Raw genomic sequence first — 25,439 nt, 5'->3', positions numbered from 1 at the left:
GAGTGGGCAGGAAAAGGGGGTGCGGGGGAGGGGTGCGGGGAGGGGGTTACCGGGCTGCCAGGGCCTTCGCCGCCCGGTCCGCGATGTCCTCCGGCGTGCCCGCGACGTCCACGGCCACGCCCGCCTCGTCCGCGCCGAGCGGCTGCAGGGTCGCGAACTGGGAGTCCAGGAGCGCGGTCGGCATGAAGTGGCCCTCGCGGTGGCTCATCCGGTCCTCGATGAGGGCCCGGTCACCGGTGAGGTGGACGAAGACGAGGCCGGGCGCGGCGGACCGCAGCCGGTCGCGGTAGCCGCGCTTGAGGGCGGAGCAGCTGACGACGCCGCCGTGCCCGGCGCGGAGTCGCGCCCAGGCGCCGATGGCGTCGAGCCAGGGCCATCGGTCGTCGTCGGTCAGGGGCGTGCCGGACGACATCTTGGCGATGTTGGCCTGCGGGTGGAAGTCGTCGCCCTCGGCGTAGGGCACGCCGAGCCGGGCGGCGAGCAGGGGGCCGACCGTGGTCTTGCCCGTTCCTGCGACGCCCATCACTACGACGACGTGGGGGGTGCTCATCGCTGCTGCCTCGCTGTCTTCATCGACATCGGCCGGGGTGCGTCGCCCGCTCCCCGCAGGGGGATTTCGGACACGGGCCCGTTCCGTTCACGCCACTGAAACTCATTAGGTCAGACAAATTCAAGAGCCTGTGACAGAAAAGTCTGACTTTTTCACCGTGCTGCTCTCCTCGTACGCTGACCCCATGACCGCACAGGCCCCGGGGCTGCACGCCCGCGTACTGGACAGCCTCGGGCCCAGCATCACCGGGGGCGAGTACCCGCCCGGCAGTGTCCTGCGCACGGACGAGCTGGCGCAGCGCTTCGAGGTGTCCCGCTCCGTGATGCGCGAGGCGGTGCGGGTCCTGGAGTCCATGCACCTGGTCGCGTCGCGGCGCCGGGTCGGCGTGACCGTGCTGCCCACCGCGGAGTGGAACGTCTACGACCCGCAGGTCATCCGCTGGCGCCTGGCCGGTGCCGACCGCCCGCGCCAGCTGCGCTCCCTGACCGTCCTGCGCTCGGCGGTCGAGCCGGTCGCCGCGGGCCTCGCCGCGCGCCACGCCACGGCCGAGCAGTGCGCCGCCCTGACCGAGTACGCCCTCGGCATGGTCGCCACCTCGCGCGGCCAGCAGCTGGACGCGTACCTGGTGCACGACATCGCCTTCCACCGCACCGTCCTGAACGCCTCGGGCAACGAGATGTTCGCCCGCCTCGGCGACGTCGTCGCCGAGGTCCTGACCGGCCGTACGCACCACGACGTGATGTTCGAGGACCCCGACCCGGCGGCCGTGACCCTGCACGTGCGCCTCGCCGAGGCGGTACGGGAGGGCGACCCGGCCCGCGCCGAGGCCCTGACCCGCGAGATCGCGGAAGGCGCGCTCCAGGAACTGGACGTCCTGGCCCCGTGACGGCCCGCGGCCCTTCGGGGCTCGCCCATCGCCCCGCCCGCATCCCGCCCCGCCCGCATCCCGCCCCGCCCACTCCCCGCCCCGCCCGCATCCCGCCCCGCCCGCATCCCGCCCCCGCCCCGCCTCCGCCCCGCCCGGCAGAATGACCCGCATGTCCCCACGTGCGCCCCGCGCCCCCCGTGCTCCCCGTGCCCCCCGCTCCCGGGCCTGCCCCTGCGGCCCCGCCCTGCCGTACGACAAGTGCTGCGGGCGGCTGCACCGCGGCGAGGCGGCCGCCGCCACGCCCGAGGAGCTGATGCGGTCGCGCTACAGCGCCTTCGCCGTGCGCGACGAGGCCTATCTGCTGCGGACGTGGCATCCGCGCACCCGCCCGCCGGGCGTCGACTTCGACCCGGCGCTGCGCTGGACGGGCCTGGAGATCGAGGACACCACCGACGGCACCGCCTTCCACAGCTCGGGCACCGTCACCTTCCGCGCCGCCTACCGCGACGGCGGCAGCCCGGGCGCCCTGCACGAGCGCAGCCGGTTCGAGCGGGTCGACGGCGCCTGGGTCTACGTGGACGGCGACTTCATCGACTGACCCGCCCGCGCCCCGTCACGACCCGGCCACCGCCGCACCCGGCGCGGTGGGGTGCGTGGGAGCCGAGGCCCGCGAGGGACGCCCCGCGCCGCCGCCGCACCCCGCTGACGGGCCCGGACACCGCCGCCCGACCGCCAGTTCGACCCCGTGCGCGGCCCCCGCACATGGCGGGATCGCGCGCTGCGGCCGCCCGGCGCCGCCAGTAGCGTCGACGCCTCCCGCCGTGTACGCGACCTCGTGCGAAGGGAAGCGCCCGATGGCCCAAGCGACACCGTACGAGCGGAGTTACGAGCGCTATCTGGGCGGCAGCCCCGAAGCGGAGCGCCGTGTCTTCGAACGGCTCGCCCGCGAGCTGATGAGGGTCCAGGCCGTCAACAAGCGGGCGGCGGGCGCCGGTTCCCTGGCCCGCACCCAGCACGCCAAGGCCGCGCTCGGCGTGGAGAACGCGCGCCTGCGCTTCCACGACGACCTGCCCGACGCGCTCCGCGGCGGCTTCGCCCGGCCCGGCGCCGAGTACCCGGCGACCGTACGGCTCTCCAACGCGAGCGGCATCCGGCAGGCCGACGGCGCCGCCGACCTGCGCGGCATCGCCGTACGCGTCGACGTGTCGGCCGACGAGAGCCACGACCTGCTCGCCACCAACTGGCCGGTGTCCCACGCCAAGGACGCCCGCGAGTTCGTCGCCTTCGCCCGGGCCATGGCGGGCGCCCGCAGCCGGCTCCGGGCCGCCCTCGGCCTCTTCGTCAAGCTGCCGCTGGCCGTCGGCCCGGCCACCGCCACCCGCATGCGGCGCACCGTACGAGCCGCCACCCGGCACGCCGTCACCAGCCTGGCGGGCGAGACGTACTGGAGCCGCGGCGCGATCCTGTGGGGCGACGCGGGGCCCGTCCGCTATCTGCTGCGCCCGGCGGGCGGCGCCGCACCCGGGCCGCGCTCCGACCGGCGCGACCCCAACCACCTGCGCCGCGACCTCGAACACCGGCTCGCGGGCGCCGACGTCTCCTTCGACCTGTGCGTCCAGCGGTACGTCGACGAGACGCGCACCCCCATCGAGGACGGCGCCACCGACTGGCGCGAGGCCGTCGCGCCCGCCCTGCCCGTCGCCCGGCTCACCATCCCCAGCCAGGACCTCGACACCGCCGCGGCCCGCGCCGCCGCGGGCCGCGTGGAGGAACTGGCCTTCAACCCCTGGTACACCACCGACGACTTCCGGCCGCTCGGCAACCTCAACCGCGCCCGCAAGGCCGCCTACGAAGCGAGCGCCGCCCACCGCGCGGGCCTGCGCTTCCGCTCCCCGGAGCCCCTGCGCAACCGGATCCTCTCAGCGCCCGTGGGCGCCGCCTTCCGGCTCCTCAACCGCTCCGTGCCCTGGCACCGCCTGCCGACGTGGGCGAGCCTGCTCAACCTGGTCTTCCTGCGCAGGGCGCTCCGCCGCTTCAACCTCATCGACACCGACGCGCACGAGGCACCGCCGAAGCCCGGGCCCGTGCCGCGCCCGCCCGACGAGCGGCTGCGCGCCGCGCGCAGCTACGACGGCACGTACAACGACCTGTCCGCGCCCGCCATGGGCTCCGTCGGCGCGGCCTTCGGGCGCAACCTCGCTCCCGACTACCGCCCCGACCTCTTCGACACGCCGAACCCCGTCACCGTCAGCAGGCAGCTCCTGCACCGCGAGACCTTCCTGCCCGCGACCTCGCTGAACATCCTCGCCGCCGCCTGGATCCAGTTCCAGGTGCACGACTGGGTCAACCACCGGCGCCACCCCGCGGGCACCAAGACCGTCGAGGTGCCGCTGCCCGGCGGGATGTCCTGGCGCAACACGCCCGGCGGCCCCGCCGAGACCGTGATGCGCTTCGCCGAGAACGAGGGCCTGCCCGTGCCCGAGGGGCGTCCGCCCGTCCTCTTCGGCAACACCGCCTCGCACTGGTGGGACGGCTCCGAGGTGTACGGCGCGGACGAGACGACCGCGCGCTCCCTGCGCGCCCCCGACGGCGGCGCCCGGCTGCGCCTGGAGCAGGGGCACCTGCCGATCGGCCGGCACGGCGTCCCGCTCAGCGGCTTCACCGACAGCTGGTGGCTCGGCCTCAGCGTCATGCACACCCTCTTCGCGCGCGAGCACAACGCCGTCTGCGACGCCCTGCGCGGGGCCTACCCGGCCATGAGCGAGGAGTCCGTCTACCAGACGGCCCGGCTCGTCGTCTCCGCCCTCATCGCCAAGATCCACACCGTGGAGTGGACCCCGGCGATCCTCGCCACCGAGGCCCTCGACATCGGACTGCACACCAACTGGGACGGCCCGCCGGACAGCTGGCTCACCAAGCTCGGCCTGTGGCTCTTCGACGCCCACGCGCTCACCGGCATCCCGGGCACGCTGCCCGACCACCACCACACGCCGTACTCCCTCACCGAGGACTTCGTCACCGTCTACCGCATGCACCCGCTGATCCCCGACGACTTCGAGCTGCGCGAGCACCAGTTCGGGCAGCGCCTCGAAACCGTCGGCTTCCCCGACATCAACGGCGCCGCCGCCGAGGGCGCACTGCGCAAGACGGGCCTGGCCAACACCCTCTACTCCTTCGGCATCGCCCACCCCGGCGCCATCACGCTCCACAACTTCCCCCGCGCCCTCCAGGCCTTCGAACGCGAGGGCGAGATCATCGACCTGTCCGTCGTCGACCTCGTCCGTACGCGGCGCCGCGGCGTGCCCCGCTACAACGACTTCCTCGCGGGTCTGCACAAGCCGCGCGTGCGCCGCTTCGAGGACCTGACCGAGGACCCGGAGACGCTGGCCCGCCTCAAGGACGTCTACGCCTCGGTCGACGAGATCGACACCGTGATCGGCCTGTTCGCCGAGAACCCGCCCACCGGATTCGGCTTCAGCGACACGGCGTTCCGCGTCTTCATCCTGATGGCCACCAGGCGCCTGCAGAGCGACCGCTTCCTGACCGTCGACTTCCGCCCCGAGATCTACACCCCGCTCGGCATCGACTGGGTCCAGAAGGGCGGCATGAAGTCCGTGCTCCTCCGCCACTGCCCCGAACTCGCCGCGCTCCTCCCGCGCACGGCCACCGCCTTCGCCCCGTGGCGCCAGGTGACACCCCACCCGACCCGCTGAGGGAGCGGCCGGGACCTGCCCCGCCGTGGGGAGCGGCCGGGGCCCACCCGGCTGAGGGCGTCACGCGATGGGCGGCACCACGCACTCCACCAGGAACGGCCCCGGCTCCGCCAACCCCCGCTCCAGGAGCGAGGCGAACCCCTCCACGGTCGTGGCCCGCCCCGCGGGGACGCCCATCCCGCGCGCCAGCGCGACGAAGTCCAACTCGGGCCGCCCGAGGTCGAACAGCTCACGCCCCGCGGCCCCCACGGCGGCGCCCATCATCCCCTGCTCGAGCCCCAGGATCGCGTACGCGCGGTTGCTGAAGACGACGGTCGTGACGTCGAGCCCCTCCCGCGCCTGCGTCCACAGCGCGGGCAGCGTGTACATCGCGGCCCCGTCGGCGACGAGCGCGAGGACGGGCCGCTCGGGCCGCGCCACGGCCGCGCCCACGGCGAGCGGAAGGCCCTGTCCGAGCGCCCCGCCGGTGAGCGTCAGCCAGTCGTGCGGCGGCGCCCCGGCGGTCGCGCCGGGCAGCCAGAGCCCCGACGTGTTGGACTCGTCCACGACGACGGCGCCCTGCGGCAGCAGCGCCCCCACCACGGCGGCCGCGGTCTCCGCGGTGAGCTCTCCGCCGGGCACCCGGGGCCGCCCCGCTTCCTGCGCCGTCGCAGCGGCGGTGGCGCCGCCCACGGCGGCGGCCAGCTCCCGCAGGGCCACCCCCACGTCCTGCCCCGCGCCGCCGAGCTCGCGCACCTCGCACCCGTCGGGTACGACGACTCCGCTCTGCCCGGGGTACGCGAAGAACGGCACCGGCAGCGACGCCCCGGCGAGCACGAGATGGCGTACGCCGGAGAGCTGCCTCGCGGCGTCGGCCGCCCGGTAGCCGAGGCGCTCGACGGGCGGCAGGCCCGCACCCCGCTCCAGCCGCGCGGGAAACGTCTCACACAGCAGCCGCGCGCCCGTCGCCCCCGCGACCTGCGCGGCGGCCCGCAGCCCGGCCCCGTGCGTGGCCGCGCCGCCGAGGAGCAGCGCGGCGGGCTCCCCGGACCGCAGCACCGCGGCGGCCTCCTCCAGGCCCCGCTCGGACACGAACCCGTGCGGGACGGTGGCCCGGCGCTGCGGCGCGGCGGGCTTCTCGGCGTCCGCCCAGGCGACGTCGGCGGGCACGACGAGTGTGGCGACGGCCCCGGGCGGCCCGGCCGCGGCCGCCACGGCGTCGGCGGCGTCCTCCGCGAGGTCCGTGGCGTCGTACGCGCGCCGCGTCCACGCGGACACCGTGCGGGCGAGCGCGATGATGTCCGACTCCAGGGGCGCGTCGAGGCGTTTGTGCCGCAGCGCGTGGTCGCCCACGACGTTCACGACGGGCGTACCGGCCCGGCGCGCGTTGTGCAGGTTCGGCAGTCCGCCCGCGAGGCCGGGGCCGAGGTGCAGCAGCGTGCCGGCGGGGCGGCCGGTCATGCGGCCGTACCCGTCGGCGGCACCCGTCGCGACGCCTTCGAAGAGGCACAGGACCGGCCGCATCCGTGGCACGTCGTCGAGCGCGGTCACGATGTGCAGCTCGGACGTGCCCGGATTGGCGAAGCACACCTGGACTCCGGCCTCCACAAGGCCGCTGATGAGGGACTGGGCTCCGTTCGGCATGGCCGCAAGTCTCATCTGAGACACCCCTCCAGCGTCAGCCGCATTCCAGCCAGGCCCCGCACCCGGCGACCGACGGGCCCGGACCGCTTCAGGCACACGCCTGGAGCAGGCCGAGGTGCAGCCCGCAGGCCCGTCGGATGTCCTGGAGTCGCCCCCTCGAAGGCCCCCGCCCGAAGGAGAGTCATGCGACTGAGCTCTGGATTCGTCCTCACCGCGGCCCTGGCGGCCGCCCTGGCCACGGGACCGGGCGCCGGAGCGGCTCCCGCACACCCCTCCAGCGACCCGACCCCGCCCGGTGCGACCTACACCGCCCGCTTCGACAACGTCGACGTCGACCAGATCCTGAACAGCAAGCGCCGCTTCGACAACTACTTCAACTGCCTGATGGACAAGGGGAAGTGCGACCCGGACGCCAAGGAGCTGAAGCGGCTGCTCCCCGATGCCCTGCGAACGGACTGCGAGAAGTGCACTCCCGTACAACGCGACGCCGCAAACACGGTCATCGAGTACACCTTCTCAAGCCGCCCCGCAGAGTGGTCCCAGCTGTCCGCCAAGTACGACCCGGAGGGGGTGTACTGGACCGGGCCCCAGTAGCTCCGCCACTGAACTCCACAGGGCCGCTCGCCCCACCACGGTCTCGTCCGCGGCCTGCGGCCCCCGGGTGATCCCGAAGTGCGCCTTCGCACCCTCGCCCGAGGTCCACAAGCCGTTGCAGTTGATCGCGGGGCAGTGCCGAGGGGTGCCTAGGGGCAGCACTTCACGACGACCGAGGCCGACGGTCCCGCCCCGCAGCACCTCCTCGGCGGTGGAGGCCCCGCCTTTCCGATGATCTCGCGTACGAGTGCCGCCGCCTCGATCGCTACGTCGGCCCGACGTGCGGCGTCGACCAGGCGCTGCGCGCCGTCGCTGCCCGGCGCTTTGCGCCCGGTCCGCTGCGCCGGCTCGGCCGACGGACGACTCGACACCGTCGGCCGGTCGTCACCGGCCTCGTGTTCCACGCCCCCGTCCCGCAGGCGTCTGCGGGCCACTTCGAAGGCCCACGCCTCGGTGGACGCCTTCTTGGGGACGTTGAAGTACGTGCTGGTCGCCGAGTCCATCACCGTATGGAACTCCTCCATCAGCGCGCCCCAGTGATATCCACCGGCGAAGTCCTCTTCATGTGGCCGTCTGGACCGGGGGCCTGGACCGCCGCTGGTCGGGTTGGCCGTCCCGGTTGCGGACACCCAGCTCCCGGTGGTCACAGGCGTGCCCGCGATCGGGGTCTCGTATCGTCAGGGCGCGCGGTATGTCCTCACGTTGCGGTTCGGGGGTCCTCCCCCGCGTGAGCGGCGCACTGAACTCCGTGAAGTAGGGGCCGCCTCTGACAGCCATCCTCCAGCCGCTGCCCGGCCACGCGTGGGGCACGCCCCTGCCCAGACATGAAGAAAGCCCCTCGAGAGGGGCTTTCCTGCTGGTGTCCGAGGGGGGACTTGAACCCCCACGCCCGATAAAGGGCACTAGCACCTCAAGCTAGCGCGTCTGCCATTCCGCCACCCGGACCGGTGGTCTGTCGCGGTTTCCCGCGGCGACGTGGAAAACCATAGCAAACATTCGGGGGTGCCTGATCACGCAGGTCATGAGCGTGAACGGCGTATGACGAGCGCCGCCCGCCCTTGGGCCCGGACGGTCGGCGCGGGAGGATGGAGGGGACCGAGAGTGCGACAGCGGGAGGAACAGCGTGAGCGAGCCGACCACGGGCGGCAGGGTGGCGGGGGCCGGGTCCGGTGAGGACGAGGTCGTCGACCTCTGCCGGGACCTGATCCGCATGGACACCAGCAACTACGGCGACCACTCGGGGCCGGGGGAGCGCAAGGCCGCCGAGTACGTGGCGGAGAAGCTCGCGGAGGTGGGGCTCGAACCGCGGATCTTCGAGTCGCACCCGGGGCGCGCCTCCACGGTGGCCCGCATCGAGGGCGAGGACCCGTCGCGGCCCGCGCTGCTCATCCACGGCCACACCGACGTCGTCCCCGCCAACGCCCAGGACTGGACGCACCACCCCTTCTCCGGGGAGATCGCCGACGGCTGCCTGTGGGGCCGCGGCGCCGTCGACATGAAGGACATGGACGCGATGACCCTCGCGGTCGTGCGCGACCGGCTGCGCAGCGGCCGCAAGCCGCCCCGGGACATCGTGCTCGCCTTCCTCGCCGACGAGGAGGCGGGCGGCACGTACGGGGCGCGGTACCTGGTGGACAACCACCCGGACCTCTTCGAGGGCGTGACCGAGGCGATCAGCGAGGTCGGCGGCTTCTCCTTCACCGTCAACGAGAAGCTGCGGCTGTATCTCGTGGAGACGGCCCAGAAGGGCATGCACTGGATGAAGCTGACCGTGGACGGCACCGCGGGCCACGGCTCGATGATCCACAAGGACAACGCGATCACGGAGCTGTCCGAGGCCGTCGGGCGACTCGGGCGGCACAAGTTCCCGATCCGCGTCACCAAGACGCTGCGGCACTTCCTCGACGAGCTGGGCGACGCCCTCGGCACCGAGCTCGACCCGGAGAACATGGACGAGACGCTCGCCAAGCTCGGCGGCATCGCCAAGCTGATCGGCGCCTCGCTCCAGAACACCGCGAACCCCACCCAGCTCGGCGCCGGGTACAAGGTCAACGTGATCCCCGGGCAGGCCACCGCGCACGTCGACGGACGTTTCCTGCCGGGGTACGAGGAGGAGTTCCTCGCCGATCTGGACCGGATCCTCGGGCCGAACGTCAGGCGGGAGGACGTGCACGCGGACAAGGCTCTGGAGACCACCTTCGACGGCGCGCTCGTGGACGCCATGCAGCTGGCGCTCCAGGCCGAGGACCCCATCGCCCGCGCCGTCCCGTACATGCTCTCGGCCGGTACGGACGCCAAGTCCTTCGACGACCTCGGCATCCGCGGCTTCGGCTTCGCGCCGCTCAAGCTGCCGCCGGAGCTGGACTTCGCGGGCATGTTCCACGGCGTGGACGAGCGGGTACCGGTGGACGGTCTGAAGTTCGGCGTGCGCGTGCTCGACCGGTTCATCGACGCGTCGTAACCGGTGCGGCGACCGGCCCATAATCCAGTCAATAAGCCGAAACGAAACTCCAATAATCGGCTGCGCGTGCGTATTGGACTGAAAAGAGTGAAAGCAGTCCGGCGCTCGTAGCCGTCCTATGGCCTCCTCGTTACAGGTGGTGCGGTCCGCGGCTGGGACCGCATTGCCAACTAGGAGGAACAATGATCAAGAAGGTTGTCGCCGCCGCGGTTGCCACCGGTGGCCTGGTGCTCGCCGGTGCGGGCGTCGCCGCTGCCGACGCCGGCGCGCAGGGCGCCGCCGTGCACTCCCCGGGCGTCGTCTCCGGCAACGTCGTGCAGATCCCCGTGCACGTGCCGGTGAACGCCTGCGGCAACACCATCTCGGTGATCGGCGTGCTGAACCCCGCCTTCGGCAACTACTGCGTCAACAAGTGACGTTGCTGTGCCTCGCCCCTTGAGGGGGGCGCCACCCCAATGAGGGTCTGAGTCCATCGGCCCCGGAGTGCGTGCCATGCACTCCGGGGCCGCGGGCATTGAGCGCACGGCGCGACGAGGCCCGTGCGCATTTCCGGAAGCTAAGGCAGGGAAAGCAATGCGACAGGTCACGCGCAAAGGGCTGATCACCGCGGCGGCCGCCGGTGGCGTACTCGCGGTCACCAGCGGCTACGCCCACGCCGACTCGAATGCGAATGGTGCCAGTTCGAATTCCCCGGGGGTCCTTTCGGGCAATTCGGTGCAGGTGCCCGTACACGCTCCCGTGAACGCGTGCGGAAACACCGTGAACGTGGTGGGGGCGCTGAATCCCGCGATCGGCAACAGCTGTACGAACTCGTCCGGCTCGCCAGGACACGGCGGCGGCCACGGCGGCGGTCACGGAGGTGGCTACGGCGACGGACACGGCGGCGGCTACGGGGAGCAGCCCTCGGGGGGCGGCTCGTCGGCCCACGGCGGTACGCACGACTCGCCCGGCATCGGCTCCGGCAACACCGTGCAGGCGCCGGTGTACGCCCCGGTGAACGTCTGCGGCAACAGCGTCACCATCGGCGGCGCGGGCAACGCCGTCACGGGCAACGACTGCGCGAACGAGGGGGGCGGCGGTACCACGCGGCCGAGCCACCCCGGCAACCCGACCCAGCCCGGCCAGCCCGGCAACCCCGACCAGCCCGGGGGACCCGGAAAGCCCGGCCACCCGGGGAAGCCGGATCAGCCCGGGAAGCCCGGTCACCCCGGGAAGCCCGGCACTCCGGACCAGCCCGGAAAGCCCGGTCAGCCAGGGGGGCCGGTGAAGCCCGACCACCCCGGACAGCCCAGTCACCCCGGACAGCCCAGTCACCCCGGAAAGCCCGGGCAGCCTGGAAAGCCCGGTCACCCCGGGCAGCCGGGAGGACCCGTCAAGCCCGGTCACCCCGGCGGACCCGGTCACCCCGGCGCGGACGCCCCGGCCCACCCCGGCACCCCGCACTCCGTCGACACCCCGAACCTGCCGGACGCCCAGGTCCTCACCCCGCCCGAGGGCAAGGACCAGCTGGCCGAGACCGGCAGCCCCTTGTCGGCGGGCGTCGCCCTGCCGATGGGCGCGGGCATGCTGCTCGCCGGCTCGGTCCTGTACCGCAAGGCACGGGCCTGAGGCGGTGTGAGCAGGGAGAGGGCCCCGCAATCGCGGGGCCCTCTCCCTGCTCACACCACTCGCCCGTGACGGCTCACCAAGTGGCCCTCGCCTGGCGGATGATGCGCCGTCGCAGCCGCACCCGCCGACTGCCGTCGGCGTGCAGGCTGAGGCGGTCCAACTCCCAGTGTCCGTACTCTGCGTGGTCCGTCAGGAGACGTGTGGCTTCCTTGCGGGAGACCCCGCGGGGAACGTACACGTCGACAAATTCGTATTCCGGCATCGCATCTATTGTGCTGAAGGTGTCAAGAGCCGACCTGCGGCTATGGCCGCAATGTGCGCCGTGACCTGCGGACATGCCGCTCCGGGCGTCCCGTAAAGTCCCTCCAGGTACCGGGGCGTCCCGGCAGGACGTGTACGGCATCCGTACCGCGAAAGGCTCCCGACTCGATGGCGAGCGGGGGCCGTTCGTGTTCCCGGTGACGGCTCAGGAGTGAGGGGAAGAGGCCACCCCGCGCCTCGGTGGCCTCTTCGTGCCGGTTCCCCTGCCGAGTCCGGATCCGACTTGGCGTCAGGCGCTCAGCGCCACAAGCTCAGCTTGCCCCCTCCATCGTGATCATGGTCCCGAATCCCCGGTCCGCTGACCTGCGGGGACGCATTTGAGAGAGGTGCCTCATGGTCGCGGGGGAGGGGATGTGGATCTTGGGGGCCCCATCGAGTCCGAATCCGACTCGATGGCCAGGGCTCCGGCACCCCCGCCGGTACCGACCTGGGCAAACCGGAGGCAGATACGATGAGTGACGAACAACTACTCATCGTTACGAGGGGGATCCGGTGGTCCACGCGGTCCTGACCGAAGCCTCCCCGCTGGTGCCATCCGGTCCGGAGGCCGGGGGCAAAGGCATCTGGCGGGCCCGGCTCATCGAGGCCGATGTGCAGGGCGCCAGCGGCTACTACCCTGCCGAGGTGCTGCGCAGGGATGGCCCTACCGCGTTCCCGGCGGGCACACACGTCTACTCCGACCACCCGACGCCCGACGAGGACTCAGAGCGCCCCGAGCGGAGCGTGAAGGACCTCATCGGCTATCTCGTGGACGCAGCCCGGTTCGAGGAATCCGCGGACGGGCGGGGACTGTTCGCCCGGATCCAGTTCATCCCGGAATTCCGGACGCGCCTCGCCACGCTCGCCCCCGTCATCGGCCTGTCCATCCGGGCGGCCGGAGAAGTCGAAGAGGCCCCATCCGGGCGGCGGACCATCACGTCCATCACCCAGGGGCTTTCCGCAGATGTCGTCACCCGCGCATGCGCGGGAGGAAGGCTCGTCACCATGACCGAGTCCGCAGTGAAGAGTGACCCGATGGAAGAACTCAAGTCCATCGGGGCATCGGTTTCCCGGAACATCAAGTCGATGAGCATCGCGAAGAAGAGTGCTTGTGCGGCACTGAGCGAAGAGCACAAGCTACTGAAGGAGGCGTCCGCAGAGCAGCGGAAGACTCTCGAAGCGATCAGCGCCCTTGAGGAGCGGACCGCCGCAGAGTACGAGAAGGCCCGAAAGGCTCTGAGCCTGGGTCAGATCATTGCCCAGATCATCCAATCCGGTCTTCCGGTGTCCTCCATGGTCCGGCTGGCCGAAGACTACGCCCCGGGGCAGAACCTGACCGAGGCCATCCATATGGAGCGGTACCACCTGACGACGCTTCGCCGCGAGATGAAGGGCGGCGGCGTGACGATGCGCGATTTGCAGGGCCCCCGGCGTCTGAGCGAGTCGGCACACGGCAACGGCTATCCCTCGGCGGACACCATTCGCGAGATCGATGACCTTCTCTCCATGAAGCCGTACGGGGATGCGTCCGGTGGCACGTCCGGCGAGATGACTGGACCTCTCTACTGAGGGGCCGCCCCCCCGTAGAAAATCCCAGCGAAATTTTTCTGCGATCCAGAAAACGACCCTGGAGAGATCCGGGTCGTTTTCTGTTTCCGGCACCCAAGGAGGGGCCTTCGTATGGACATCCGGCACACACCAGCAGCGGGCGAGGCGGCAGGCAGGCGGGCGGCACATGCACTCCAGGCCGCCGCCGAGGGGGCGAGGGTCACGGGGGACGAATACGCCTCCGCGTGGACGAGGGGCTTCCTGGAGCGGATGCCGGACGCTGCGGCCCTGACGGATGCGGCCCTGGTGGTGCTGCACATCATGGTGGGCGGCCTGGAGGAGCAGGGCGCCTCGCCGGGGCTGACGGCGATGCAGGTGGCGATTGAGGAGCTGGAGAAGGCCCGAGCCGTGATGGTGGAGGGCGGGCCGTGACGAAGGCGATCGGGGGGCTTGAGCCCGGCCGGATCGCGAGGATCTGCGCGGTGTGTCAGCACGTCGAGAAGCGGCACAAGGACGGCGGAGCGTGCGAGGGGATCCCCGGGGCGATGACGCCGTGCCAGTGCCACCGCTTCCGGATGAACCCCGGGCGGACCGCCGAGCCAGCCTCCGCGTAGCCGGTCCACGGAGCCCACGCGAGGCCAGCCCACGGAGCCCACGCGGAGACGGATGCATGGCCCTGAATCGGGTCCCAATCAGGCAGTTCGAAAACGTATTTGATTTTCTGTTTCGACAACTCCTAGCTCGCGCGCCTCGCCTGCCGGGCCAGCAGGTTTTCTGTTCCGGTCTGTTTCCTGTTCCCTGCTGTGTGCTGTGCTCTGTGTCTGATGTGTCTTGTTAGTTACATGTATGCATGTATGTGTATGAGTGATGTACATGCGCAGTGCATTGTGTGTCCCTCCTCCTCTCCGACTTGGGCAGCGAGGTGTGCGACCGGGGGTGGTGCTGGTCTGGCGTGGTGGTCTTCGCCGTCTTCGTGCCGCTCGCCTCGGCCCTGCTTGCCGCCCCTGCCTGCTGTGCCACTCACCGACGTACGTAGCGGAGGATGGTGGGTCGGGTGGCGAGGAGCGGGTGACCCGATGGCCCGAGTGGGCGTAGGCGTCCCTGCTCCTGTGTCTCTCCGTCCTGTGGTCTCTGTCTCACAAGCACTTGTTTGTGAGACAGGTGGCTCGCGACCTGGAATCTCCACTACGTCAGTCTCACAAGCCGTCTCCCAATCTTGACTTTTAGAGACAGTCTTGTGAGACTGTTGGCATGGCGAACACCACACGCACCGACGAAGAGACCATCGCGCTTGCTGAGTCCGAGGCGTGCTCCACCTGCACCGCCGAGCAGGGCCACCCCTGCCGCACTGCATCCGGCGCCCCTGCTGCCAGCTACCACACGTCCCGTACGTCTCTGGTGCCGGAGCTGGCCAAGGCGAAGCGTGTGGTCGTCCCTCGCGGCCGGGGCACCGACTACCGCACCCCCCGCACCACCGTGGCCACCGCGACCGCGCTGTTGCTTCTGGGGTACGCCCGGGTGTCCACGTCCAAGCAGAGCACCGCATCCCAGGTGGACGCGCTTACCGACTACGGGGTATCACCCGAGCACATCCATGCCGAGAACGAGTCAACCCGTGAGCGCGACAAGCGCCACGCCTGGCAACACGTTCTCGATGAAGCGGTACAGGCTCGCCGGTTCGGGCTGGCCGTCACCCTGGTCGTCACCGACGAAGAGCGCATCGGCCGTGACGCCGACGAGATGGTGAAGGACGCCGAGACACTGCGCACCAACGGCATCACCCTGCGGATCCTGTCCGGGCCCCTGGCTGGAGAGCACCGCCCCGACGGGGACAACACGTTGTTCAAGATCTTCGCGGTACTGGCGGAGCGGAAGCGCGAGAGCATCCGGGAGAAGGTGCTGCGCGGACAGGGGACCGCCCGCAAGAACGGCAAGACCGTCGGGCGCCCCGTCGTGGGCACCACGGCCATGGCTGCGCAGGTGAGGGCGCTCAAGGATGGCGGCATGAGCGTTCCGGAGATCTGTGACGCCGTCACCTTCAAGGACGCCAAGGGCAAGCTGAAGAACCCGTCCCGGGCGACGGTGTACCGGCTCCTCCAGGAGGGGGAGGCGATGGCATAGGCGCCAGCCTCGCAGGCCGTAGCCTTGATCGCGTAACCGCGTCATCGATGCCCCCGGTTCCCCGTAAGGGAGTGACGGACCGGGGGCATCGCCCTGTCCGGGCCCCTCACTCGAAGCGGGGCGAGGAACAGCAGGGCTCCGGATCCAGCGACACGGCCAACGGGCGCCCGCAGCTCTTGCACGCGATCGTGGGGTGCGTCTTCTCGGGCGTCTCCGACACGGAGGACGTGCCGGTGTGCGGGACCAAGTCCGCGATCGGCTTGCCGTTCTTGGTGATCGTCACCGTCAGCCCCTGCCCCATCACCTCCGCCTCGCACACAGAAGTCAAGATCTTCGCGGCCTGAGATACCGGCAGCGTCGGCATACGCCCTCCTTACGGGTGGTCAACTCGCTCGCAACCACCAGATAATTACCTGAAATCCCTGGTGGTGTGCGAAACTGGGACAGACGACGCTACGGATAGCGACCAAGCCCCTGGGCCTCCCTCCGGGGGCTTTGTCGTGTCCCCGGGCGGGTGCTCCGGCCTGAGCTTGAAGGGGCCGCCTCGCCTGCTCCTCACGTCCCTCGGTGCCTCCGTCGTCACATGCGCCCCACGCTGCTCTCAACTCAAGGCCACAGACGGCCGCCTGGCGGCCTCTCAGGGGAGTCCGTGACGGATGAGACCTTCGAGGGGACGAAAGGCGCTCACGAGGCCATGCAGGGCCTTCTTGCCTGCCGCAAGGCGCGGCCGTGGCCTCTTCTGGGTGGCCGAGGGCTCCGTGACGCCACGCTGACCACCATGCGCCCCACGAGTCGCCGAGCTTTGCTGTGCGGCGATCTGAGGGCCGCTCAGGATGCCGGACGAGGAAGCGGGCGGAGGGGGATCCCGAAGCCCTTACGCGGGCATGCGGCCCATCTCCGGGCGTCAGTACCAGCCTCGCCGAGGAGCGCCCTGCTCTGTCCTCGGTCCCTGGAAGCGGTACTCCGGCGCCCGCGGATCCCACGTCGACCAGATCGCCTGCTTCTCCGGGAAGACCTTCATCAGGCCGTACGGGGTCTCCATCAGCTGCGGCTCCGGGCGGCGGGCATGTAGCAGGCCCCGACCGCTGGCCTTCCAGAGCAGGTACGAGACCTGGCGGCCGGTCAGTCCCCGGTGGCCGAACTCGGCGTTGATCGCCTGGCGCAGCGCCTGCCGCTCCGGCTGGCAGCCGATCCACTCGATGACGTCGTCAACGCCGATGCCGAGCAGGTTGGACATGGTCGGCGTGCCGTACCCCATGGGCGACCTCCGGTCTTTCTGGGCCCGATCTAACGTTACTCAGCGCACAAACGCCACATTTGTCGCTTATGCCACCAGGACCTTCGTGCAGGCTTCGCACTCCCGGTGCGTCCGCCGCATCACCTCGGCGCACTCACACGGAACTCCCCGCTCCTGTGCCGCCCGCTGCTTGCCCTCCAGCCATCGCACGTACTTCCGGTCCTCCTCCGCCTTCTTCGCCATCCGTGCGGCCTCCCGCTCCTCGGCCCGCCGCTCCCGCTCTCCCGCAGCCTGCTCCCGCTCCCGCGAGTGCCGGTCACCCCTGACCCGCCGCTTCGTGGTGTCCAGTCCCTGCGGATCGCTCAGCGTGGCCAGCATCTCCAACAGGCCGCGCTCCTGCCGGTGCGCGTCCTCCTGCCACTCGATGAACAGTGAGTCATCCATGGCCGCCTCCCCTTGCGGCCTCGCCCAGTTGATCGGGGCCGCCAGCTCCTCCAGGTCCTTCTTCGCCCCGTGCAGCCACGCCTGGCCCGCCTGACTGGTCCAGTCGTGCGGGCAGTACGAGAACACGTCGATCTTCGTCACCGGGGAGCGCAGGCTCTTGAGGGTCCTGGACTCCTTCGCGCCGTTGCTGTGTTCATCCGCCGCAGGCGGTTCAACATCACTGATCATCTTCATTTCTTCCTGATTCCGCTCCGGCCGTGCCGGAGCCTCCAACGGAGGCTCGGCTGGAGTGGTCGGCGCCCGGAGGGAGCCGTTAGCTTCGCTTGAGGCTCCGCTAACGGCTCCCTGACGGTTAATGACAGGCCGCCCACGGCCTGACGTTGAGGCTGCCCACGGCCTGACGTTGAGGCTGCCCACGGCCTGACGTTGAGGCTGCTGACGGCCTGTAACCCCCTTTGAGGCCACTGACGGCCTGTAACCCTCCTCGGGCAGTGGAATCAGCTCGTCATCGTCGGTGAACTTCCGGTCAAAGACCGGGTTGCGCATCTTCGCCAGCAGTTCGAGATTGACCCGTGTACGAGAAGTGAGCTGCCCTCCGGTTTTGACGTGCCGCCCCTTCCGGCGGCACACCAGAAGGCCCCGTTCGACGAGCCTTGCCCGCCAGGTGCGGAACGTGCGCTCAGGCATTCCCGCCGTCGCGGCGAGACGCGCTTCTCCGGCAAAGGTCTGTCCGGCGGGATTGGTGTAGTTGCAGAAGGCCGTGAGCACCGCCTTCTCCTGGGCGCAGAGGTCTCCGGCGTCCAGGACGAGCGTGATGTGCTGGATGCTCACGCGGCGACTCCGAGTGCGCTCATGATCTTCCGGGCCCACGCGGGTGGCACCTCGCCCTCGTCGGCGTCCCCGGTGGGCAGGACGTGCTCCACCAGGTGTGCGCAGTCAGGGCCCTGATGGATCAGTAGATCCGTGCCGATGTGGCAGTCGCAGGTCACGCCCCATCCGGACACCCACGCGCGGTGGGCATGCAGTTCGGCATGGGCGTCTTGGAAGGTCCATGTGGGGGTCGGGTCGTACATAATGGCTCCTGGTGTAGGGGCTGGCCGATGGCCGGTGAGGTTTGAGGGAGTGGCCCGTGGGCGGGCCCGCTGCTCGCTCTGCTAATGGCCCCCTGGATTGCTCTCCGGGGGGCTTTCGCGTGTCAGCGGCCGGTGATCGTCTCCGCCTCGATGCGGTCGAGGCCCAGCAGACTGGTGACCGGCACTCCCCAGTGCTCGGCGAGCGGCATCAGGTGCTCGGCCCTCACGCCGGTCTGTCCGGTCACGTACCGGTGGATGCTCGGCTGGGTGACGCCGATGGCCCGTGCTACCTGCTCTTGTGTCTCGCCCCTCAGCTGCATGTGCGCCAGTACGGCTTCGGCGATGGCGCTACGGGTGCCGTACTGCGGTGTGCTGCTGTACCGCACTGCGGGGGGTGCTGCCATGTGGGTGCCCTCTCCAGGGATACGTTCCTGTATGACGCGGAGAGTAGCAGGATGATTACGTAGCGTGTTTAGAGGTTCCTGGACTGCTCGTTGATCCAGGCCGCGATCTCCGGGGGGATGAAGGCGGACAGGCTCGCGCGGATCGCGTCGGTGAAGCCGGTGCACAGGCAGGGCTCCAGGGCGCCGGGAACCGAGCCGCACCCGCCCTCGGTATGCCGCTTGCGCGCGTGGTTGCAGCGCCTGCACAGCTTGGTGTCCCGGGCCGCGCGTAGCGATTTGGCCTCGCGCTCCGCCATCAGATCAACCGGTTGAGCTTCGCCAGCGCCTCATCGAAGGCGCCCTTCACCGCGAACATCGGGGCGATGCCCCGCCGGGTGCCGAACTCCTGATACTTCGCGTACTCGGGGTCATCGTTGAGCCAGCCGAATTCGATGGCGATGTGCTGACGCCCGGCCTCAACGGTCTTCTCCACATGCGTCTTCATGTAGCCGGTGTCGACGCGGGAGCGTGTGCGTACCGATCTCTCCGCCTCGGCGGCGATGGTCCTGGCCCGCTGCTCCACCTGCTGATGGAGCCCGTTGAGGGCGGAGTTCACGAATGCCGCAAGGCCCGGATCGAAGCGGTCCGATACGCGGACGGGCTGATACGGCCCCCGTCGGCTCCGAAGCCCGCTGCGCGTCCACGTCACTCCCGCCATGCACACACAGTGACACAACGTAGGCATTTGGTCACGTTGAGTGAAACAATCACCGCATGGCGGGATTTACGGCTACAGCGCGCATCGACATCGACGTGTCCAACTTCGCGCGGGCCTCCGCCACCGTGGGCCAGGGCTCCGCGTCGGCGGCCTCGGGCGTGAAGACCCTGGACCAGGCGGTCAAGGATCTCCAGCGCACCCTGTCCGCCTCCACCTCCGCCGAGCGGGCCTTCATCCGCTCGATGGCTCAGCTGGCACAGTCCGCCCGGCAGCTGGACGCCCCCATGCGCAGCGGAGCCGCCTCCCTGCGCAGCATGGTCCAGGCGATGCGGCAGGCCGGAGCACCCTCCCGCCAGATCCAGCAGACCCTCGCCGGGATGCGGACCTCCGCCCAGCAGGCCGCCCAGGGGTTGAACCAGGCCGGAGCCGGGGCGACGCGGTTCCGCACGCAGACCCAGGGGTCCGCGGCCTCGGCCAGCGCACTGGTCAACTCCCTGCGCCAGGTCGGGGCGGCGGGATCCTCGTCCACCTCCGGCCTGCGCACCACGTCCGCCTCCATCGACTCGATCACCGAGGCGTACAGCCGGGCGTCCAGCGTCTTCCACGCTTTCAGTGGGGCGCTGGCCGCCTCCGTCGCCGAGGTCACCAGCGCGGCGATCTCCCACGAGGCGGCCTTCGCGCAGGTGGAGCGCGTCACGCAGACGGCCGGAGGCGTGGCCAAGGGCCTCAAGACGGAGCTGGAGGGCATCGCTCTGTCCACGCCGCTCTCCTTCAAGGAGGTGGCGAGTATCGCGCAGCTGGCCGCCCAGACCGGCATCGCCAAGGATGAGGTGGCCGCGTTCTCCAAGGAGACGGCTGACTTCTCCGTGGTAACCGGCATCGCCGCAGATCAGGCCACGCTGCTCTCCAGCCGCATCCTGATGATGGAGAACATCCCCGTCGCCGCGCTGAAGAACTTCAACTCGGCGGTCCTCGCCCTGGGTACCGCCTCGGCGGCGACCGAGGAGGAGATCCTGCGGGTCAACCAGGAGATCGCCGCCTCCGCGAAGTCCTTCGGGCTGTCCGCCACGGCGGCGGCCGGTCTGTCCTCCACGCTGGCCTCCCTGAAGATCTCCCCGTACCTGGCGCGCGGATCCCTGGCCCGTGTGCTGAACAACATCCGTACCTCCGCCGAGGGCGGCGGTGAGGGCCTGCGGACCCTGGCCGACATCATGGGCGTCACCGCTTCCGAGGCGCAGAGCCTGATCAAGTCGAACCCGGACAAGTTCTTCATGCAGTTCGTGCGGGGCCTGGGCAACATCGAGAAGAACGGCGGCTCCGCCCAGCAGGCGCTCCGCTCTCTCGGGCTGACAGGCGTGCAGGACACGCGCGTGTTCGTGTCCCTGGCGCAGAACGCCGACGCCTTGGCGGCCTCGCTGAACCTGTCCAAGGACGCGTGGCTGAAGGGCAACGAGGTCGCGAACCAGTCGGGCGTCATCTACGAGACGACCGCCGCGAAGCTGGAGAATCTCAAGAGCGCCTGGGAGGTGCTGCTGTCCAGGATGGGTGAGGCGGGCGCGGGCGGCCTCGGGGCGGCAGCCGAAGCCCTCACCGGCTTCCTGGAGGCGGCCTCCAGGGCGCAGACGGTGTTGAAATACCTGGGTCCGGCGCTGGCCATCGGCGGTGGCGTGATCGCCGCGTGGGCCGCTTTCCGGGCCGCCCTGCTGGGGGCGAACGTAGCCGCCTCCGCCCTGGTGCGCAGCCAGCAGCGCCTCCAGGGGCAGGCCCTGACGGTCGGCACGACCTGGAGCAACGTGCGGGGCGCCCTGTCCGGCGTGACGGCCGCGACCACGCGGGCGCAGGCCGCACAGCAGCGGCTGGCCGCCACCCAGCAGCGGCTTCGCGGGCAGGTGCAGTCCGGCGCGATGTCCTGGACGCAGTACAGCCAGCAGATCCGGGCCGCACAGACCAACGTGGCGACGACGGCTGCCGCGCTGACGAGGGCTCAGCGCTCGGCCCGGCTGTTCGGCAACGCGATGCGTATCGTCGGCGGCACGATCGCCACCTTCGCGATCTTCGGAATCATCGAGGCGCTACAGGACACCCGCAGCACCTTCGAGAAGGTCTCGGATGCCGCCCTGGAGGCGGCGGGCGGGGTGAAGGCGTTCCAGGACGCCATGCAGAAGGACGCCGGGTCGGACAAGATGACCAACGTCCTCAAGCAGCGCCTGAAGGTCCTTCAGTCCACTCGCGAGGAGCTGGCCAAGACCCAGGAAGGCAGCATCCTGGGGATCATCCCCAACGACTCCGACGGCCCGTTCCAGGGGTCGGCGGGCGTGGAGCGGGCCAAGCGACTCAAGGACACCTACGACCAGATCAAGGACTCCCTTGGCGACAAGAAGGGCGGGGTAGCCGCCGCTTCGAAGATCGCCAACGCCGAGATCAGCAAGCTGAACGAGAAGATCCGGTGGCAGGTGGCCGCGCGTGATGGGCGCGGCATCCAGAGCGACTACGAGAAGCGGCTGCGCGGCGACCTGGACGCCATGAAGTCCTTCCGGGGTGCCATCGACAACATCAGCGAGTCGGAGAACTCGGCGAAGGCGGTCCTGGAGGGCACCACGAGCGCCCTGGACAAGCAGGCCAAGAAGGCGAAGGGCTTCCAGCAGTCCCTGAACCTGTCGGCGGACGCCGCGGATGAGCTTGCCGAGAACGTGTCCGCGTACGCGGAGAAGTTCTCGGAGGGGTTCAAGAGCTTCGACACCACACCGCTGGAGGCGTGGACGAACGCGGTCAAGAAGGCGGGCGGCGAGTCCAAGACCAGCCTGGACGACTGGATCAGCAGCTTCAACAAGTCGCTGAGCGCGGTGCGCAACTGGTCAACGAACCTGACCCGACTCGCCTCCCAGTTGCCGCAGGACGTGGTGGCCGAACTGGCTGGCATGGGTGTGCAGGGCGCCGGACTGGTGGAGAAGCTGGTGGGCGCGGACCCCGAAACCCGGAAGAAGATCATCGCTTCCGTCCGCCTGAACACCGACAGCGTTGCGCAGGCGTACAGCCAGGGCATGGTCAAGCTGGGGGCGGTCTTGGGAACCCAGGGGCAGGCGGTCTCCAAGGTCCTGTCGGACAACCTGTCGTCGGCCCTGCTGGACACGGCGGCCAAGAACCCCGGAGCCATCGAGAAGACGATCACCGGCATCGCCAGCGCTTTCAAGACGCTGAGCGCCTTGAAGATCAAGCCGCAGATCCTCTTCGACCGGGTGAAGACGGCGGCAGACCTCCAGGCCGTGCTGAGCATCGTCAGGACCATGGCCAGCGCCCAGAAGGCAAAGGTCGACATCGACATCAACGACGCCCCGGCCAAGCTCAGCCTGAAGGAGCTTGAGGCATGGGTGAAGGCCCAGGAGGTCTCCGGCCTGCTCGACGCCAAGGGCAAGGCCGTCATGAACGATGCGGGCTTCCGCAAGAAGGTCGTCTCCCTGGCCCAGCTCGTACTCGGCAAGAAGGCGACAGGCGAGTTCGACGTAGACGGGAAGGCCGGGTTCAGCGATGCCGAATTCCGGGCGCTCTTCAAGGCGCTGATGGACTACATCGCGGGCAACAAGAGCAAGTTCAACGTGACGGGCACCGCGAGCCTCACCGACAATGCGACCCCGAAGCTCAACGGGATCATCCAGGCGATGAACAGCTTCAACGGGCGCACCGCAACCGCGTACGCCAACACGGTGCAGACCACCTACCGGCGTCAGATCGACCAGGGCAACCGTGGTTCCGTGCAGGCAGCGTCCGGCGGGTACATCTCCGGACCCGGCGGGCCGCGCGATGACCGGATTCACGCGATGCTCTCCAACGGTGAATACGTCGTCAATGCTGACTCCACTCGCAGGCACCGTGCACTGCTCGACAAGATCAATGCGCGAGGGCGTCGTGCCAGTACCGTCCAGCCGTTCCACTACGCCAACGGCGGCCAAGTACAGGCTCCGGCACGCAGTCAGCACGCCCTGAACGAACGGGCTCTGGCCAGGGCTTTCGAGTCCGGTGGCAACGGACTGGTGCGTCAGCTCAACCGGCTCGCGGACCGCAAGGTGGACCAGGGCCGTATCCGCACAGGCCCGGTGATCACGGTGAACAACCAGTACCCCCGTTCCGAGCCGACCTCCACCACCATCAACCGGTCGCTCGCGTACGCGGCGGCCCTCAACGGAACGCTGTGACATCGAGGCGTCGGCACTTCCGGTAGCTTCCCGGCATGACGACCGATCCGGACCGCCCCTTCGTCACCGATCCTGATCACCCGGCCTGCGGGATCTGCCCGTCCAAACGCCTCCCGCGAGACCGGTTCGTGGTCTACGACAGGCCCACGCGGGAGGCGCCGTTCAACCAGGACGACGGGTTTCGGTACACGAAAGAGGGGACTCCGGCGTGTGTGCATCCGGACAAGGTCGGCCTGGAGCCGGACCGGATCGCACCACCGCCGGAGTCCCTGAAGGTGGAGCCGGAGCCTACGCGGACGCGTAGGCGATGGAGCTGGTCATTCCTCGGTCGGTGATCCCGATGGACGCATAGCGCGCGTCCAGGATCTCCCTGCGCCTCTCGGCTTCGTCGGCGTCGATCCAGTACCGCTCATCCACCGGCCCGTACGCCAGGCGGTACGCCTGGTGCGTGTAGTCGCCGAGACGCCACGGGGTCCCGTTCGCGTGCTCGTTCACGGTGGAGTGCACGAACAGGTGGCCCGTCCGGGCCTGGACCCTGGACAGGACTGTGATCTGAGCGCACAGCGCGTGACAGGTCACGTCGACCGGCACCGGTACGGGCAGCTCGGCGGCCAGCTCATCACCGGTCATCTCGTACACGGCCGCCTTGAGGGCCATGACCTTGACGGCGTCCTGGAGGAGCGGGGCGGCGTCGCGCTCGACGCTGTACCTGCTGACGAGCGGCCCCCCGTAGAAGTCGTCCCAGTCGCTGGTGTACTTCTCGCAGCCCTTCAGGACGGTGGTCATCTCCTCGTCGGCGAGCCAGGCGGCACGGATGACCCGCGCCCGCTCGGCGACTTCTTCGGGGGTCGGTCGGACAAGAGTGACGCTCATGATTGCCTCTCTCTCGGTGCCCCCGGCGGAGATTCCGACGGGGGAGCATGGAGACCGACGGCCAGGCGGGGAGGTGGGCACCGCCCGGCCGTCGGCGTTCAGATGGCCGCGTGCCAGAGTCGGATATCGGGGTGGCACGCGGCGGGTGACGCGGGGGTGGGGGCGGGTCGTTCACTCAGGACCGCTCCGACCACGAGCGAGGCCAGGAGCGCGCCAGCGGTGAGGACGGTCAGGCAGGACTCGATGAGGGCCCGCCGCATGGCGCCTGCGGGCGCATGGCGGCCCGGGGGAGGGGTGGTCACCGCTCCTCCTCGGTGTGCTTCAGGCAGGCCCACAGGGTGAACGGCATGCCCCGCCAGTGCACCTTGGCCAGGACGAGCCCTCCGACGCCCAGGCGGTCATCGCATAAGGCGCAGTTCACGCCCATCTGCTGACGCGGACTCAGGCGGGCGAACTCCGGCTGGGAGGAGGGGGCGCTCACGGTGCGGCCACCGCCTCCTCCTCAGTCCGCAGCACGGCCCACACGCGCTTGCCCCAAGGGCGTGTGGTGGGGCCCAGCCGCTCGTAGCCCCATCGTTCGCTCATCGCTTCGATGAGGAGGAGCCCGCGGCCTGATGACTCGTCGTCGCCCGGATCCCGCAACTCCGGGAACTTCAGGGCGGAGCGGTCGACTACGGCGAGATAGAGCTGGCCGCTGCTCGGCCGGTCGACGATGAGGCGGATCGATGGCCCCATGCCGTGACGGACGGCGTTGGAGACCAGCTCGACAAGCACCAGGGCGGCGGCCTCCGTCGCATCGTCGGTCACGCCCCACGTCGCGCACGCCGCGCGCACCAAGTTGCGCGCTATGGGCGCCGTCTCCTCATCACGGGGGCGGGTCTCGCTGTATCCGGGGTGTCCCGTCGCTCGTGGCCTTAACGCCGTCATTCCCATGTCATCGCCTTGGTCAGGGGACGAGGAAGGCAGCCCGCCCCGCGAAACCGGGGGATGCGAGAGCGGACCGCCTGCCACCACACCCGGCGCACGAGCCCCGGGGTGGGGCATGACCAGTGCAACGGCAACGGAGGGTCGGGGCGTAGGAAAAACGTGAGACGTACTACTCACGGTGACCGGAAATTTCTGGAGTGAGAGTCTT

At 70.1% G+C, this 25,439-nt stretch carries 26 protein-coding genes and 1 tRNA gene; 11 read left to right on the top strand and 16 right to left on the bottom strand.

What is annotated here, in order from left to right; all coding sequences use genetic code 11:
* Positions 1–46: 46 nt before the first annotated feature.
* Positions 47–550 (bottom strand): gluconokinase, encoded by a 504-nt coding sequence (locus C9F11_RS09130; RefSeq protein WP_138958777.1) that lies wholly within the window; start codon positions 548–550, stop codon positions 47–49.
* 184 nt (positions 551–734) lie between these two features.
* Between C9F11_RS09130 and C9F11_RS09125 the strand changes: the two genes are divergently transcribed.
* From C9F11_RS09125 to C9F11_RS09115, 3 genes are all read left to right on the top strand, one after another.
* Entirely contained in the window at positions 735–1,436 is a 702-nt protein-coding gene (locus tag C9F11_RS09125; protein ID WP_138958776.1) for an FCD domain-containing protein, read from the top strand.
* 142 nt (positions 1,437–1,578) lie between these two features.
* Complete coding sequence (locus C9F11_RS09120; RefSeq protein WP_138958775.1) at positions 1,579–2,016, top strand: YchJ family protein; 438 nt, start codon at positions 1,579–1,581, stop codon at positions 2,014–2,016.
* Positions 2,017–2,272: 256 nt separating this feature from the next.
* Positions 2,273–5,131, top strand: a complete 2,859-nt coding sequence (locus tag C9F11_RS09115) for a peroxidase family protein (RefSeq protein WP_138958774.1) — start codon at positions 2,273–2,275, stop codon at positions 5,129–5,131.
* A gap of 60 nt (positions 5,132–5,191) precedes the next feature.
* Here the strand turns inward: C9F11_RS09115 and C9F11_RS09110 are convergent, their stop codons facing one another.
* Positions 5,192–6,754, bottom strand: a complete 1,563-nt coding sequence (locus tag C9F11_RS09110) for an acetolactate synthase large subunit (protein WP_249401653.1) — start codon at positions 6,752–6,754, stop codon at positions 5,192–5,194.
* 183 nt (positions 6,755–6,937) lie between these two features.
* Between C9F11_RS09110 and C9F11_RS09105 the strand changes: the two genes are divergently transcribed.
* The gene (locus tag C9F11_RS09105) at positions 6,938–7,348 is read left to right on the top strand and encodes an A10/OS-D family protein (protein WP_138958772.1); all 411 of its coding nucleotides are present in this window, start codon (positions 6,938–6,940) and stop codon (positions 7,346–7,348) included.
* Positions 7,349–7,497: 149 nt separating this feature from the next.
* Here the strand turns inward: C9F11_RS09105 and C9F11_RS09100 are convergent, their stop codons facing one another.
* Complete coding sequence (locus tag C9F11_RS09100) at positions 7,498–7,851, bottom strand: hypothetical protein (protein WP_171075677.1); 354 nt, start codon at positions 7,849–7,851, stop codon at positions 7,498–7,500.
* Positions 7,852–8,205: 354 nt separating this feature from the next.
* Positions 8,206–8,293, bottom strand: a tRNA-Leu gene (locus C9F11_RS09095).
* Positions 8,294–8,471: 178 nt separating this feature from the next.
* Between C9F11_RS09095 and C9F11_RS09090 the strand changes: the two genes are divergently transcribed.
* The 3 genes from C9F11_RS09090 to C9F11_RS09080 all read left to right on the top strand — a co-directional run bounded on the left by C9F11_RS09090 (position 8,472) and on the right by C9F11_RS09080 (position 11,417).
* Positions 8,472–9,809, top strand: a complete 1,338-nt coding sequence (locus C9F11_RS09090) for a M20/M25/M40 family metallo-hydrolase (RefSeq protein ID WP_138958770.1) — start codon at positions 8,472–8,474, stop codon at positions 9,807–9,809.
* Positions 9,810–9,991: 182 nt separating this feature from the next.
* Positions 9,992–10,225 (top strand): chaplin ChpH, encoded by a 234-nt coding sequence (chpH, locus tag C9F11_RS09085; RefSeq protein ID WP_138958769.1) that lies wholly within the window; start codon positions 9,992–9,994, stop codon positions 10,223–10,225.
* A 157-nt stretch (positions 10,226–10,382) separates the two neighbouring features.
* The gene (locus C9F11_RS09080) at positions 10,383–11,417 is read left to right on the top strand and encodes a chaplin (protein WP_138958768.1); all 1,035 of its coding nucleotides are present in this window, start codon (positions 10,383–10,385) and stop codon (positions 11,415–11,417) included.
* A gap of 73 nt (positions 11,418–11,490) precedes the next feature.
* Here C9F11_RS09080 and C9F11_RS09075 read toward each other — a convergent pair whose 3' ends face one another.
* Positions 11,491–11,679 carry a DUF5703 family protein gene (locus tag C9F11_RS09075; protein WP_138958767.1) on the bottom strand — a complete coding sequence of 63 codons (189 nt, stop codon included), beginning with the start codon at positions 11,677–11,679 and terminating at the stop codon, positions 11,491–11,493.
* Positions 11,680–12,230: 551 nt separating this feature from the next.
* On the opposite strand from C9F11_RS09075, the gene C9F11_RS09070 reads away from it, so the two are divergent.
* The 3 genes from C9F11_RS09070 to C9F11_RS09060 all read left to right on the top strand — a co-directional run bounded on the left by C9F11_RS09070 (position 12,231) and on the right by C9F11_RS09060 (position 15,386).
* Positions 12,231–13,286: a hypothetical protein gene (locus tag C9F11_RS09070; RefSeq protein ID WP_138958766.1), complete on the top strand. Its 1,056-nt coding sequence runs from the start codon at positions 12,231–12,233 to the stop codon at positions 13,284–13,286.
* A 111-nt stretch (positions 13,287–13,397) separates the two neighbouring features.
* Entirely contained in the window at positions 13,398–13,697 is a 300-nt protein-coding gene (locus C9F11_RS09065) for a hypothetical protein (protein WP_138958765.1), read from the top strand.
* A gap of 819 nt (positions 13,698–14,516) precedes the next feature.
* Positions 14,517–15,386, top strand: a complete 870-nt coding sequence (locus C9F11_RS09060) for a recombinase family protein (RefSeq protein WP_138958764.1) — start codon at positions 14,517–14,519, stop codon at positions 15,384–15,386.
* A gap of 106 nt (positions 15,387–15,492) precedes the next feature.
* Here C9F11_RS09060 and C9F11_RS09055 read toward each other — a convergent pair whose 3' ends face one another.
* The 7 genes from C9F11_RS09055 to C9F11_RS09025 form a co-directional block, all read right to left on the bottom strand.
* Complete coding sequence (locus tag C9F11_RS09055; RefSeq protein ID WP_138958763.1) at positions 15,493–15,750, bottom strand: hypothetical protein; 258 nt, start codon at positions 15,748–15,750, stop codon at positions 15,493–15,495.
* 540 nt (positions 15,751–16,290) lie between these two features.
* The gene (locus tag C9F11_RS09050; RefSeq protein WP_138958762.1) at positions 16,291–16,644 is read right to left on the bottom strand and encodes a hypothetical protein; all 354 of its coding nucleotides are present in this window, start codon (positions 16,642–16,644) and stop codon (positions 16,291–16,293) included.
* 66 nt (positions 16,645–16,710) lie between these two features.
* A complete protein-coding gene (locus tag C9F11_RS09045; protein WP_138958761.1) occupies positions 16,711–17,898 on the bottom strand; it encodes a helix-turn-helix domain-containing protein in 1,188 nt (395 codons plus the stop codon).
* A complete protein-coding gene (locus C9F11_RS09040; RefSeq protein WP_138958760.1) occupies positions 17,895–18,140 on the bottom strand; it encodes a hypothetical protein in 246 nt (81 codons plus the stop codon). The genes C9F11_RS09045 and C9F11_RS09040 overlap by 4 nt, the downstream gene beginning before the upstream one ends.
* A 122-nt stretch (positions 18,141–18,262) precedes the next feature.
* The gene (locus C9F11_RS09035; protein WP_138958759.1) at positions 18,263–18,544 is read right to left on the bottom strand and encodes a helix-turn-helix transcriptional regulator; all 282 of its coding nucleotides are present in this window, start codon (positions 18,542–18,544) and stop codon (positions 18,263–18,265) included.
* Positions 18,545–18,612: 68 nt separating this feature from the next.
* Positions 18,613–18,840, bottom strand: a complete 228-nt coding sequence (locus C9F11_RS09030; protein WP_138958758.1) for a hypothetical protein — start codon at positions 18,838–18,840, stop codon at positions 18,613–18,615.
* Entirely contained in the window at positions 18,840–19,241 is a 402-nt protein-coding gene (locus C9F11_RS09025; RefSeq protein ID WP_138958757.1) for a hypothetical protein, read from the bottom strand. The genes C9F11_RS09030 and C9F11_RS09025 overlap by 1 nt, the downstream gene beginning before the upstream one ends.
* Before the next feature lie 56 nt (positions 19,242–19,297).
* Between C9F11_RS09025 and C9F11_RS09020 the strand changes: the two genes are divergently transcribed.
* Positions 19,298–23,431 carry a phage tail tape measure protein gene (locus C9F11_RS09020; protein ID WP_138958756.1) on the top strand — a complete coding sequence of 1,378 codons (4,134 nt, stop codon included), beginning with the start codon at positions 19,298–19,300 and terminating at the stop codon, positions 23,429–23,431.
* Between the two features lie 288 nt (positions 23,432–23,719).
* Here C9F11_RS09020 and C9F11_RS09015 read toward each other — a convergent pair whose 3' ends face one another.
* From C9F11_RS09015 to C9F11_RS09000, 4 genes are all read right to left on the bottom strand, one after another.
* A complete protein-coding gene (locus C9F11_RS09015; RefSeq protein WP_138958755.1) occupies positions 23,720–24,304 on the bottom strand; it encodes a hypothetical protein in 585 nt (194 codons plus the stop codon).
* Between the two features lie 98 nt (positions 24,305–24,402).
* Positions 24,403–24,606 carry a hypothetical protein gene (locus tag C9F11_RS09010; protein ID WP_138958754.1) on the bottom strand — a complete coding sequence of 68 codons (204 nt, stop codon included), beginning with the start codon at positions 24,604–24,606 and terminating at the stop codon, positions 24,403–24,405.
* The gene (locus tag C9F11_RS09005) at positions 24,603–24,785 is read right to left on the bottom strand and encodes a hypothetical protein (RefSeq protein ID WP_138958753.1); all 183 of its coding nucleotides are present in this window, start codon (positions 24,783–24,785) and stop codon (positions 24,603–24,605) included. Before C9F11_RS09005 ends, C9F11_RS09010 begins: the two co-directional genes overlap by 4 nt.
* A complete protein-coding gene (locus C9F11_RS09000; RefSeq protein ID WP_138958752.1) occupies positions 24,782–25,231 on the bottom strand; it encodes an ATP-binding protein in 450 nt (149 codons plus the stop codon). The genes C9F11_RS09005 and C9F11_RS09000 overlap by 4 nt, the downstream gene beginning before the upstream one ends.
* Between the last annotated feature and the right edge of the window lie 208 nt (positions 25,232–25,439).

It is taken from the genome of Streptomyces sp. YIM 121038 (assembly GCF_006088715.1).
Classification (GTDB): Bacteria; Actinomycetota; Actinomycetes; order Streptomycetales; family Streptomycetaceae; genus Streptomyces.
This window is presented reverse-complemented; position numbering and strand designations above follow the sequence as displayed.